Origin of the sequence: Streptomyces sp. NPDC047981, from assembly GCF_040653315.1 — a bacterium.
Taxonomy (GTDB): domain Bacteria; phylum Actinomycetota; class Actinomycetes; order Streptomycetales; family Streptomycetaceae; genus Streptomyces.
In genome coordinates, this window is sequence record NZ_JBEZNQ010000026.1 from 42,210 (window position 1) to 54,932 (window position 12,723).

Below are 12,723 nucleotides of genomic sequence, written 5' to 3' on the forward strand. Positions count from 1 at the left end.
AGTCCCGGAGGGGTATCACGGCCACATCCGCTTTCCTCGACTTTCCTCGCTCCCGCTCCTCGGTTTCCTCGCTGGGGAATTCGAGGCGTCCCTGCTGCCTCCGTTTGCCACACTGCCCTCCGCACCTGGCCTCACCAGGGCCCGCCGCGCCCGATCGGCGGCCGGGATCAGACGCGGGGGGAGATCGAGCCGATGACGGACCACAACAGCCCTGCCGGCGGTACTGGCGGGACTCAACCGCCCGCACAGCCTGGGCAGTTCGGGCCGCCGAGCACGGCTGCCGGACAGCAGCAGCCGCATCAGCAGCAGCCTGCCCCCCAGCAGCCTCAGCAAGCCCAGCAGGTGCCGCAGCAGGCCCCCGCGCCCTACGGCTACCCCGCCCCCGCCCAGCAGCAGCCGCAGCCCCAGCCGCCGATGGCCTCCGACGCCGCGCGTGCCCAGGTGGCCGCCGCCTGGACGCGGCGCGCCCCGCAGGCCGCCGTGCCGCCGGGCGAGGCCGCCGTTCCGACCCTGCCCCCGCGTCAGAACCCGGCCCCGGGCCCTGCCGCACCGAGCAAGAAGGACCGCCGCGAGCAGGCGCGGGCCGAGCGGAAGGCCGCCTACGAGGCGAAGAAGGCCGAGCGGGAGAGCCGCAAGCGCGGTGGCGCTCCGGCACCCGCCGCAACGCCCGTCGGCGTCCCTGCGGGCACCGCCACGCCGGTCGGCGCCTCCACCGCGCCTACCCCGGCAGGTGCCGCCGCGAGCACCTCGGCCGGTGCCTCCTTCGTCGTCCCGCGCCCCGGTGGGCGCCTGCCGGCCACGGGCCGTGGCACGCACGTCGCCCTCCGCGCCACCCTGCTCTTCACCGCCTGTGCCTTCGCGCTCGGTTCGTGCGGGGTCGTCGGCCTGGCCATCGGGAAGTCCTCCTCCGCGCCGACGGCAGCGCTCAACAAGAAGGACCTCCAGAAGTACCGGCTCACCGACTTCCCGACCCGCGCCGCAGCGACCTTCGCCGAGAAGTACGCGACGCTCTGCCTGACGTACGACGCCAAGGCCGCCGAGCAGCGGCGGGACGAGCTCGCCCGCTACGCGACCTCCGGCGTGGACCGCGACTGCGGCTGGAACGGCCAGGGCACGCAGAGCGTCACGAGTGCCGTCTGGGACGGCACCATCGAGGACCTGCCCGAGTACGGGAAGAACGGCCGGTACCTCGGCGTCCAGGTCACGCTGTCGACGGGCCGCGTCACCGCCGTCTCCGTACCCGTGTACGTCGCGAATCCGGCGTCCGGCTCGGGGCTGCGAGTCGTCGGTGACGTCGGTGAGATGCCGCTCCCCGGCCGGGGCACCGCGCCGGAGATCGACCGCGACTCCGAGGTCGTGGACAGCAAGCTCTCCGACCAGCTCAAGGCGCAGGTGCTGCCCGGCTACTTCACCGCCTGGGGCTCCTCCGACACGACCGCGATGTCCCGCTTCACGTCGCCCGACGCCAGCGTCGCCGCGACGTCCGGGCTTGCCGGAGCGCTGGCGGCCCCCCTGGTCCAGGAGGTCGTGGCGCTGGCCCCGGCCGGTACGGGCGACAGCGGTGCCGTCACCTACAAGTACGGGCAGTCCGTGCCGGTGCGGGTGACGGTCGTCTGGGGCGGGGCCGGTGCGGAGGACGCGCCTGGCCAGGTGACCACCCCGCAGGTCAAGCGCTCCTACCGACTGACGGTCGTGAACACGGCGCAGGGCTGGTTCATCAAGGACATCCGCGGCGCCCTTCTCGACCCGGCGGGCGGACAGGGGGATGCCGATCCCGAGGCTCCGAGCGCCACGCCTTCGCCCGGACAGCAGACCCCGCCGGCCGGCGGTACCGCCACTCCGCCTCCCGCGACCGGCGCGGCCAAGCCGCCGGCCACGAAGCCGGCCACCGGCCAGCCCAAGCCGCCCAAGCCCTGACGGGGCACCGCTCGCCGGACGGTCCGTCCTCTCGGCGCCGGCGCGCCTTTCCCCGATCCCTTCTCATCGCTTTCCGCTCTTCACTCACGATCCCCAGACCCGAAAGGACACATCATGTACCTGGCAGCGACCTCGCTGGAGGGCATGTTCGGCGAGATCCAGGAGATCCTCACGACCATCGGAACGATGGTCGCCGTGATCGCCCTGCTCATCCTCGGTATCCGCATGCTGATGTCCATGAAGCGCGGCGACGGCATGCGTGAGGCCTTCCAGGGCTTCGGCATGATCGCAATTGCCGCCCTGATCATCGGTGGCGCGACCGGTCTCGCCGGTGTGCTGATCGACCTCGGCAAGCAGGTCGGCGGCGAAGGCAACTGAGTCACCCGGCCGGGACCGCGGGGTCCCGGCCCTCGGAGGAGCACCGGCCGTCGAGAGAGAGGGGGATTGACCGATGGCGCAGGAAGTGTCCGGAGAGCCGGAGCCGATGGTCGCGTACGACCACACGGATCTGCTCAACCGGCCCAAGCGCATCTGGAACTGGGGCAACATCCCGCTCCCCGGCCTGCTGCTGCCCGCGCTGGGCGCGGCGTTCGGCTTCGGGGTGGTGTGGATGATCGCCCTGTTCTCCCTCTCGGCTTTCGTGCCCTTCCTGGGCATGTCGATGCTGACGTCGGTGCTCTACTTCGGTCCGCCCTTCGGCGTCTACTTCATCTGGGGCCGGCCGCTCCCCTCCGCCCTCACCCTCAGCCAGCAGCTGGTGGTCTGGGCCGACTACTGGTGGCAGCCGAAGCGGCTGCAGGGCCTGGCCGCCGACCGTGAGCCGCAGGAGCTGCACTGGCAGGTGATCCTGTGGCAGCCGGGTTCGAGTCGCTGGCAGCAGAGTTACGAGCAGGCGCTCGGCGAGGCCGCGCGCCACGGTTCGTCGTACGGGGGTACCGAACCTCCGATTCCGGCTCCCGGCGCGTCAGCCCGTTCCGCCGCACCCTCCTCCTCCGAGACCGCAGGATGACTCCTCCATGTTCATGATGATCCTTCTGGGCGGGGCGGTCGCCTTCTTCGTGATCGCCATGATCATGGCCGCCTCCTCCTCCAAGACCAAGGGCGCCAACGGCGGTCAGGGCAACGGAAAGTCCGGGAACCAGGGCGGCTCCGGCAACCGCGGAAAGTCGCAGGGCGACCGGGCGCAGGCCCGGCGCGAGGAGATGCGGCTGCCGTACCGTTACGCCGACGACATGATCTTCGTGCACGGCGACTCGGTGTGGACCGGCATCGTCCTGCCCACCTCGATCGACGAGTACCTCAACGCCACCGAGCTGCAGGCCATGGCAGAGGCCCCGGCCCGCGCGCTGCTCAACCTCGCGCGCGGTGACCGGAACGTCGAGTGCCACTACCGCAAGGTCTACCGGCCGATCACCGCCATGGGCTGGGCCGAGGAACTCAACGCCGTCGCCTGGGACCCGACCGAGAACTACAAGGCGTACAACTTCCGCAAGGCGGAGTACCAGGAGCGCATCGGGGCGATGCGCGAGCGGAACATCCTGCTGGTCAAGCTGGGTTCGCTGAAGCGCGGCTCCGGTGACGGCAGCGGTGTGCTGCCCGGCGGCGACGACCCGGTCGAGGACCTGGCCCTGACCCGGGCCCTGACCGGCGCCGCCGACAAGGCGACGGCCGCCGCCACCGGTGTGCACGGCGAGTACCTGTCGCCGGCGCTGCTGGCCCAGTGGACGCAGGTCGCGCGCGAGGTGCACGAGAGCCTGGAGAGCCTCGGCGGTACGCCGCTGGCCCGCGAGGAGCTGGTCTGGCTGATCCGCAAGCCGCTCCACGGCGACCTTCCGGTGCCGCCCGAGCCGGTGCTCGGTTCGCGCTCCTGGGGTCCGGACCAGTTCGACCTGGTGGTCGACTTCTCCGGCGAGAACCGCAAGACGCACATCGTGCTGCACCAGTACGACGAGGTCACCGGCGAGCAGCACACCAGCTACACGACGACGCTGGTCGCCGCCAACTGGCCGACGGAGACGCGGTTCCGGCAGTCGACGGCGTGGGCGCGGTACGCGGCCCAGAACGTCGAGTTCCCCGTCGAGATCGACATGCGCTTCACCCTCATCCCGTACATGAGGTTCAAGGACCGCGCCGGAAAGATCAGCGGCAACCTCGTCGACGAGATGAACGACATGGCCAACTCGGGCCGTTCGCCGGACACCAAGCTCGCCAACCAGGTCACCCGCGCGCAGCACCTCGTCGACGACATCGAGGAGCACAAGATGCCGGGGATGGAGGCGCAGATCCGCTTCACGATCTCCGCGGCCGACCCGGCGGAGCTGGAGCGGCGCCGCCGCATCCTGGAGATGCAGTTCAAGCAGGACCTGAAGGTGACGCTGCTGCGTCCGACGCGTCAGCAGTGGCGGCTGCTCCAGTCGCAGCTGCCGGGCAACGCGCCGAAGCTGCCGATCGCGCCGTACCTGCGGCTGCAGGAGGTGGAGCAGCTCGGCGCCGGGCTGCCGACGGCCGGCACCGAGCTGGGCGACAACCCGGAGCATCGGTCGGGGAAGAAGCTCGGCTGGGTGGGCAACCTGGTCGGCTGGGCCGGCAAGATGCCCGTCCACTACTCCCTCCACGTCGGCCCCGCCCGTAACGACGGCGGTGGCCTCGCCATCGTCGGCGCGTCCGGTGGTGGAAAGTCCTCGCTGGCGCTGCAGAAGTTCTACGAGGAGTCGGAGGCGGGCGTCCGCTGCCTGGTCATCGACCCGAAGACCGACTTCGCGCAGCTCTGCTACTACCTGGGCTACGGCGCCCAGGTGAACGACCCGGAGTTCGCGGCGGACGCGGAGCGCGGTGTGCTCGGCACGCCGGAGAGCCGGTTCCAGCCGGTGAACCCGGAGTTCTGGGCCGAGACGGAGGTCGTCGACCTCCTCAAGGGCCAGGCGGGCGTGCTGGACCCGTGGGTGATCGCGCGCGACGTCCCGTCGGGCCGACTGCTCGCCGAGTCGATGCTGCGGGGCTTCCTCGGCGACGAGGACTACCAGCGCGTACGCCTCCCCGTCATCGAGGCCATGGCGACGGTCGTCGGCTGGTACAACTCGGCGATCCGGCAGGCGACCGAGCAGGGCCTGAGCGCCCGCGACGCGGAGCAGCAGGTGCCGAGGCCGACGCTGTGGAGTGTCGTCGACGAGGTGGTACGGGCGTACGAGCACGCCCTCGCGACGAACGACCGCGAGGCGGCGAAGGACCTGAAGCTCGCGCAGATGCTGCTCACGGAGCTGCGGACGCTGCCGTACGCGCGACTGGCGTTCGCGGAGAAGCCGCAGACCCTGTCGGCGATGCGCAAGCGCCGTACGGTGATCACGCTCCGCGGCTTCCAGTCGCCGGCGGCCTCCGACCCGCGCAACTGGAACCCGGCCGAGCGGCTCGCGGCGACCGCGCTGATGGCGGTCGTCGAGCTCGGCAGCCAGATGCTCGACGTCGGCTACGAGAAGAACCCGGTGACGGGCGAGATCGGCCTGCGCCCGAAGGCGCTGTTCGTCGACGAGGCGTACGTCGTCACGGCGACGGAGAGCGGCCGTGACCTGATGCGGCGGGCGCTGAAGCAGGGCCGTTCGTACCTGGCGGTGACGGTACTGATCACCCAGCAGGCGATCGACCTGGTCCAGATCGAGGACTCCGAGGCGCGCAGCGGCGGCGCGAACCAGATCCACACGGTGTTCGCGTTCAAGCAGAAGTCCGCACAGGAGGCCTCGCTGGTGGCGCCGCTGCTCGGCCGCCCGGAGACGGACGCGAAGGTCGTCTCCGCCCTGCAGGAACTCCGCACGGGTGTCTGCCTCCAGCGGGACGCGGACAAGCGGGTCGGGACGGTGGCGGTGGACCTGGTCTTCAGGGAGATCCTCGCGGCCACGGACACGAACGGCACGACCCGCCCGTCGCGCCAGGGCGTGAACCCTCCGCTGAGCGTCTGGGACTGGACGTTCCTCCAGGAGACCAACGACCTGGACCCGACACCCACGTCCCCGCAGGAAACCGCGGCCGCGGTCTGACCCGCCCCGGCCCACCCCGAACCGACCAAGGAGAAACCCATGCGCCTGACCAGGACTCTTGCCACCGGCGCGGTCGCGCTGGCCGCTCTCGTGACGCTGACGGGGTGCGGGAGCGACGAGAGCGGCGGCGGGAGTGGCGGCGGCAGCGGCAGCTCGGCGGGCGCGGAAGGTCCGCTGAGCAAGCTTCCCCAGGCGAACACGATGGCCGACGTGCAGAAGGCCCTCGTGGAGCGCGGCATCGAGTGCAACGAACTCAGCTCGAGCCGCGAGGGAATGACCTACATGGCGAGCGAGGCCAAGGACCCCGCCTGGGGCATCAAGGAGCGCGCAGCCTGCCATGACGGCGGCGGCAGTCCCGTCACCCTGCTCCTCATCGGTGACATGGCCAAGTTCCAGACGTCGCTGGCCAACACCAGCGACACCTTCACGATCGGCCAGAACTTCGCCGTCGCCGCCGAGAGTGACTCCACGGACCAGAGCCTGGTGCAGAACGGTCTGCTCGTCCTGTCCTGCGACCAGAGCATCCGTGACAGCGTGCCCAGCGGCTTCGAGACCCACGAGGGTCTGGTCAAGGGCTGCTTCACCACGAACCACAAGGCGTAGTCACGCCCCGTCCCGGCACCCCGGACCCCGGAAGGAAATCGATACCCGTGCGCCCTAGGGCCATGTCACGCGGAACCCGTACAGTTCCCCGTTCGCCGGGCAACCTGGTGCGCGGTGCCGGGCGGATCGTCAGAGCAGGCCTGTTCCTGGTTCTCGCGCTGGTCGCGCTGACGTTGTCCGTCCCGAACACGGCGCAAGCCATCGACCTGAATCTCAGCTGCAAGGTCACCGGCGACGACATGTACAGCCATGACAACCCGGGCGCGAACGGCGAGTCCATCATCCCCGCGGTCAACCAGTGGGAGGACACGGGTCAGAAGGGTGAGGACGTCAACGACACCCGGGGGCTGATCACCGGCGCCGTCGACATGCCCGGCGGCCCCGCCGAGTACACGTTCTACGAGATCAACGGCATGCGGGGGCTGAACTGGACGGGGACGTTCAAGGGGCGGGGTGACGCCTCGCGCAACAACGGTCCTTCCGGTACGGGCGCCGACAGCTGCTCGGTGATGGACTTCGTCAACAACGGCGTGGCCAACATGGTCTTCAACGGGACGAAGATCCTCTCGCGTACGGCGATCTCCATCAAGGAGCTCGCCTCCAACCCGAGCCCTCTCCGGGGCCTGTACACCGGCCGCGACAATGCCGTGACGACATTGAAGGACCACGTCCTCACTCCGGCTGTGCCCGTCATGATCGCGCTGACCGGCCTCTGGGTGTTCACGAGGTGGCGTCAGCAGCAGATGCGCGAGGTCTGGTCCGGTGTCGCGTGGGCCTCGCTGACGACCATCGCCGTCATCGCCCTCCTCGCCGGCGGCGGTCAGAACAGCAACTACCACAAGGTCATCGAAACAGCCGACGCAGGCATCGCCGAGTTCAACGCGGCGGTGGCCGAGGTCGCCCTGGCGGGTGTGTCCGGAAAGCCGCAGCCGCCCTGCGACATGGAAGGTGGCAACAACCGAAACCGTGGGCTTCGCGCGTCGAGCTGCGCCATGTACGACACCCTGGTCTTCCGGCCCTGGGCTCTGGGGCAGTTCGGCGAGGGCGGCACGAACTGCATATTCCGGAAGGACAGCGGCGGCAAGATCGACAACGGTGCCTGCGTGGTGCCGGGCGCCGGTGACTGCGAGTTCGGCAAGGGGGCACGGTGCGTGGACCTTCGGGTCAAGCAAGCCGTGTCCCAGTCGACGACCAACTTCGATCGGTATCCGGCTGACGGGAAGAAGCCGCAGGACATCGACAAGGAGACCGCGCAGTGGGTGCCCATCCGCAAGGACATCGCCGGCGGTGAGGGGAGAGGCTACCCGGGTCGGTCCAACTCCGTTCCCGACCAGGAGGTGTACCCGGTCGCCTTCAATGAGTGGGCGGGCCACAACGCCGGCGGACGGGTGGGCCTCGCCTTCTATTCGTTGGTGGCCGGACTCATCGTCGGCATCATGGTCATCGTGCTCAGCGCCCTCACCTTGCTCTGGCACGCCGTGACACTGATCCTGATCATCCTGCTGCCGCTGGTGGCCACGCTCGGCATCCACCCGTCTCAGCAGAAGTTGCTCAAGGGCTGGCTGCAGACGTTCATCCACAGTTTCGTGCTGCGGGCGGGCTTCGGCGTCATCCTGACCATCCTGCTCGTGCTGTACCAGATGATCCTGCCCGCCCGGATTCCGCTGGGCATGCAGCTCCTCATGCTCCTCCTGGTCACCGTCGCCGTGGTGATGATGCTGAAGAAGCTCATCGCGGGGAACTTCAGCCCGCAGATCGCCGGCGCGGCAGATCTCGGTGTGGGCGACATGCCTGGGGCCGTCGCGGGGAAGGCCGTGCCCGTGCTGGGAGCGGCCGGCCGCATGGGCGTCGGTGCCACCAAGGCCTCGGGTCGGGTCGCGGGGAAGGCGGCCTCGAAGGGGGCGGGGGCCATCGCCCGCGGTGCGGACAGCAAGTGGAACCAGGGCCGCCTCCAGAAGGGTGGCTGGATCGCGGCGAACAACTCCAAGCGCCAGCAGCGGAAGAACGCCCACAAGGCGGCGACGATCCAAGAGGACTCGTACCAGAAGGTCGTGAACGGGCAGAACGGCGGCGACGATTCCGGGGGCACGGAGAAGACCTCCCGTCGCGGCCGCGTGAGCCAGAGCGGTACCACTCCGCCGCAGCCGGCCACGCCGCAACCGGCACCGGCGCCCGCGCCGCAGCAGCCCGCGCCTCAGGCTGCGCAGCAGCCCGTGCCGCAGCAGCGGCCCCGGACCCAGCCGCCGCAGCAGCCCGTGGTGCAGCCGCCCGCTCAGACGCAGCCGCCCCAGCTGCCGCCGGAGCAGCGTAGAAGCAACCGGATGCCCGAGTAGGAGTTCCGCTCATGTCACGATCCCGATCCCGATCCGCGACTGTCGCCGATCATCTGAAGCGGTTTCTCCGGCAGGACAAGAGTGACGCGTGGGCAGTGAAGCTGCTGCCCCGCGTCGTCCTCGGACTCGCGGGGGCGTACACGCTCTTCATCCTGGCCTCGTCCAGCGCGAGTTCGTTCATCACCATCTGCGGGCTGCTCGCGCTCGGGCTGCTCCTGTTCCTGCTCCGCAGGCGCGGTCAGTTGCTGCTGGCGCTCGGGTCGACGGTCGTGACCGCGGCGTTCGCCGGGTACCTGGCGGCCGTGGGGGACATCGCGAGGGGAACGGCGTCCGGGCTGCTGAGCGGGCAGGCCGTGTTCGGGCACTGGGCGCTCGCCGGGATGGCGCTGCTCGGGGCCTGGATCGTGAAGGAGCATCCCGGGCGGCGTGGCATCACCGTCGTGATGGCCGATGTCGTGCTGCTGGTGGCGGCCGGGGTGGGCACGGTCCTGCCCGCGGCCGCCGTGCCACTCGGGTTCGCCGGGATCGTGGCCGTGCTCATGCTCAGGGGCGGCGGGGGCGCCGCCGCGGGGCGGTTCGTACGGCGCGTGCTGCGGCGGGCCGCGCCGGACACCGAGGCCGAGAGCAAGCGTGCCTGATGCCACGTCAAGAAGTTGTGGTGCAACTCGGTTACAGTTTGGAACAGCTTTGCGGTCGCCATTTGCACTGCTCTAGAGTCCCCAGGTATCAAAAATTGCCACGGGGGGCACTTTCATGGTCACAACCGCTCGCAGGACCCTTCCCTCACCACCCATATCCAGCGGGGCCGGCACCGCATCCGCATCCCTGCCCTGCCGGCGCCGACCGGACATTTTCCGCCACCCTCTTCTGGAGAACCCGCCCGTCGCCGCCGCCGAGCTGCCCCTGCAGGGCCGACGCGTCCAGGCGCTCGCGCACGCGGCACGGCAGCTCTGCGCCTCCTGCCCGCTCCGTCAGGAGTGCCTGCGCGACGTCGTACTCCGCCCCGATCCGGGCGGGTACTTCGCCGGGACCACCGAGCAGGACCGGCGGCTCATCCGCAGGCAGCTCGGCATCGGTACGCCGCACGGTGACCTGACCGCGCCCGTCGACCTGCGCCACCGGGCAGCCGAACTCGCCGCCGTACTCGACGCTTTCGCACCGCGCGGTCACCAGCCCGTGCGCAGGCCCGCCCGGCCGGGCTCCCGGTCCCTGATCCCACCCCAGAAGACCCACCACGTAGCAGAGGTATCCATGGCGGATCCGGCAGACGAACGGATCACCTTCGCTCTCGACGATCCCGTTCTCGCCGTGCAGAAGGCCGTCCTCACGCCCCTGCTGCACGCCGCCCTTCCCGCCGTCGAGGCCACCGAGCAACTCGCCGGGATGCTGGCGCACGCCCCGTCCGCCGGACTGACGCCCGAGCTGGCGGAGGCGTGCCGCCGCGTGCGGCGCTGCCTGGAGGCCTGGCGCGCCGAATGCGGCGACGACGCGCCCCGCCTGCCGGCGGACACCGGGCTCGTCGGCTCGGTCAGCGTCTCCCTGGCGACGAGCGACCCCATAGCCGCCCTGCGCCAGGACCTCTTCGAGCCCCTGCTGCGACGGGTGTCGGAGTCGATCGTCCGCATCGAGGCGGTCATGTCGGTCCTCGACACCGGTCAGGGCGCGGTGGACACGGTCGGTGGTACGAGCACGAGCGCAGTTGCGGGTACGAGTGCGGGTACGCGCACGAGCGCGAATCTGGCCGATCTCCGGGTCGCCCTGCGTGAACTCGGCGCGCGCATCGAGGCGTACGAGGGTGCGGTGGCCGCCGCCGCTGCCTCCGTCACGACCACCCCCGCCGCCCGGCCACGCCTGCGCGCCGTGCACACCTCCGACGCGGTGGTCCGTCCCTTCCCGGCGACCACGAGCCTGCGCCAGGCCGTGGACCGCGCCGTCGCGTCGTTCCCCGGTCCGTTCACCGCCCGCGACGTCCTGCTCGCGCTGCCCCCCGAGGTCTTCCAGGAGTCGGCGAAGTCGATCAGCAACGTCCTGTCCGCCATGGTCAAATCAGGGCGGCTGCGGCGCGTGTCCCGGGGTACGTACACCATGGACCCCGAACACCCCCTCGCCGCGCACTCCTGAGCGCACCGCTGAGCACACTCATGAAAGGACCCCTGTCGTGCAGCCCACGCCCCCGGCGGCCGAAGTCCGCATCTTCTCTCCCAACGCGGGCCTGATCGACGGAGTTCCCGTCACCGCGCCGCCGTACGGCGACATCCAGGAGGTCGTCATCTCGATCCTCCAGCAGCGAGCCCAGCAGTTCGGCGCCCCGGCCCCGGCCTCCATCACCGACGACCGCTACGGCGGCGCGATCCGTCTCCTCATCCACCCGGACGGGACGACGGAAGCATTGGACTGAGCAGCCCGATCACGAGCTGTTTCCGCACCGACCAGGAACAGAGAGCGGCAGCCATGACCGACAAACCTTCGCTGCGTGACTACATCGACCGCTATGCGGCGGGCGAGATTCCCCGTGACGAGGCCCTGGCGACCATCGCCGCCTGGGACTTCGAGGAGGAGTGGTTCGACCCGGCCCACACCGCACCGACGCACCAGGACAACACGCTCGCTGTCGTCAACCAGGCCTGGGGGCTCGGTCGGCTGACCGATGCGGACATCGAGGTGATCCGGCCGATCCTCAAGCGACGTGGGTTCTGACCGTAGGAACTCCGGTCTCGGGCAGAAGGCGGAAAGGGAGCGACGTGCGCTTGGTGGGGGAGAACGCACAGTTCTACGAGGAACTGCAAGGGCGGATGGGCCCCGGTGGGGACCTCGCGGTGGCAGGCGCGTACGACACCAAGAACCGCCACATGGACGCGGGAGTCTGGACCCCCGAGCGCAAGGGTCTGCACGTCGCGCTGATGGAGCGGTTCAAGGAGCAGTGCCAGGGGAAGCCGAGGAACGGCCACGCCGTGCTCTTCACGGGCGGTGCGCCCGGGTCGGGCAAGGGCAGGGCACGGCGCAACATGTCGGGGTGGGAGGCGCAGGATTCGGCGCTGGGTGACGAATTGCGGCGCGTGCACGGCATGAGCCTCGACGACTACGTCGTGCTCGATCCGGATGACTTCAAGGTGGCACTGTTCGAACTGGGAGGCGCACCGGAGCTTCCCGCCGGGCTCGACCGACTGTCCGACGGCCGCCCGCTGTCTCCGTCGGAGAAGGCTTCTCTGGTCCACAGGGAGTCGGGCCATGTCCAGGACCTGATCGAGCGGTGGGCCCGTGGCGAGGGCTACAACCTGCTCTACGACCAGTCCCTGCGGGCCTTCGACTGGACCTCGAACCTGCTCACGGACCTGCAGAGGGAGGGCTACGACCAGCGTGTGGTGCTGTCCGTCGAGGTCCCCGAGGAGCAGTGCCTGGAGCAGAACGCCGACCGCTGGCTGACCGGTCGCAAGGAGTTCGACGCCGGGGACGACTGGTACGGCGGCCGCATGGCGCCCGAGGGGTTCATCAAGAGCCTCTACGAGGCCAGCGGCACGGGCCGGGGCTACTCGGTCGGCCGGGAGAACGCCGAGAAGCTCGCCGAGCAGGGGTTGGCCACCGGGCTGATCACCACCGACCGCGGCGACTTCGCGCCGAAGCCCGCAGCCGAGGTCGCCGCGCCGACCACGGGCCGGTCCTTCGAGCAGGGCGATACCACGGTGCGGGTCGCCAGGGGAGCCCAGTTCATGCCCGGCGTGACCATCGGCCCGACCCGCGTACCGCCCCCGCGCGATGTCTCGACCCCGACCACCCCGCCACCACCAGGACCGGCGCCCCGGCGTGGCCCCGGCTTCGGCCTCTGACCCGAAGCCGGCACGACG

Annotated in this window: 11 protein-coding genes; all 11 read left to right on the plus strand. The window is 70.3% G+C overall.

The annotated features are described in order from the left end of the window. Positions 1 to 192 precede the first annotated feature (192 nt). Positions 193 to 1,917, plus strand: a complete 1,725-nt coding sequence (locus AB0E14_RS17525) for a conjugal transfer protein (RefSeq protein WP_362418059.1) — start codon at positions 193 to 195, stop codon at positions 1,915 to 1,917. Positions 1,918 to 2,031: 114 nt separating this feature from the next. Further along, a complete protein-coding gene (locus AB0E14_RS17530; protein ID WP_362010995.1) occupies positions 2,032 to 2,295 on the plus strand; it encodes a TrbC/VirB2 family protein in 264 nt (87 codons plus the stop codon). Positions 2,296 to 2,368: 73 nt separating this feature from the next. After that, a complete protein-coding gene (locus AB0E14_RS17535) occupies positions 2,369 to 2,926 on the plus strand; it encodes a hypothetical protein (protein WP_362418062.1) in 558 nt (185 codons plus the stop codon). Between the two features lie 7 nt (positions 2,927 to 2,933). Then, positions 2,934 to 5,945: an ATP-binding protein gene (locus tag AB0E14_RS17540; protein WP_362418065.1), complete on the plus strand. Its 3,012-nt coding sequence runs from the start codon at positions 2,934 to 2,936 to the stop codon at positions 5,943 to 5,945. 39 nt (positions 5,946 to 5,984) lie between these two features. After that, on the plus strand, positions 5,985 to 6,548 hold the full coding sequence (locus AB0E14_RS17545) for a hypothetical protein (protein ID WP_362418068.1): 564 nt from the start codon (positions 5,985 to 5,987) through the stop codon (positions 6,546 to 6,548). Between the two features lie 62 nt (positions 6,549 to 6,610). Continuing rightward, positions 6,611 to 8,881, plus strand: a complete 2,271-nt coding sequence (locus AB0E14_RS17550) for a hypothetical protein (protein WP_362418071.1) — start codon at positions 6,611 to 6,613, stop codon at positions 8,879 to 8,881. Positions 8,882 to 8,976: 95 nt separating this feature from the next. Continuing rightward, positions 8,977 to 9,519: a hypothetical protein gene (locus tag AB0E14_RS17555; protein ID WP_362418074.1), complete on the plus strand. Its 543-nt coding sequence runs from the start codon at positions 8,977 to 8,979 to the stop codon at positions 9,517 to 9,519. A 115-nt stretch (positions 9,520 to 9,634) separates the two neighbouring features. After that, positions 9,635 to 11,002 carry a WhiB family transcriptional regulator gene (locus AB0E14_RS17560; RefSeq protein ID WP_362418077.1) on the plus strand — a complete coding sequence of 456 codons (1,368 nt, stop codon included), beginning with the start codon at positions 9,635 to 9,637 and terminating at the stop codon, positions 11,000 to 11,002. Positions 11,003 to 11,039: 37 nt separating this feature from the next. Further along, positions 11,040 to 11,279, plus strand: a complete 240-nt coding sequence (locus AB0E14_RS17565; RefSeq protein ID WP_315891379.1) for a hypothetical protein — start codon at positions 11,040 to 11,042, stop codon at positions 11,277 to 11,279. A 53-nt stretch (positions 11,280 to 11,332) separates the two neighbouring features. Next, positions 11,333 to 11,578 (plus strand): hypothetical protein, encoded by a 246-nt coding sequence (locus tag AB0E14_RS17570; RefSeq protein WP_362418080.1) that lies wholly within the window; start codon positions 11,333 to 11,335, stop codon positions 11,576 to 11,578. A gap of 53 nt (positions 11,579 to 11,631) precedes the next feature. Next, entirely contained in the window at positions 11,632 to 12,705 is a 1,074-nt protein-coding gene (locus AB0E14_RS17575; RefSeq protein WP_362418083.1) for a zeta toxin family protein, read from the plus strand. Positions 12,706 to 12,723 lie beyond the last annotated feature (18 nt).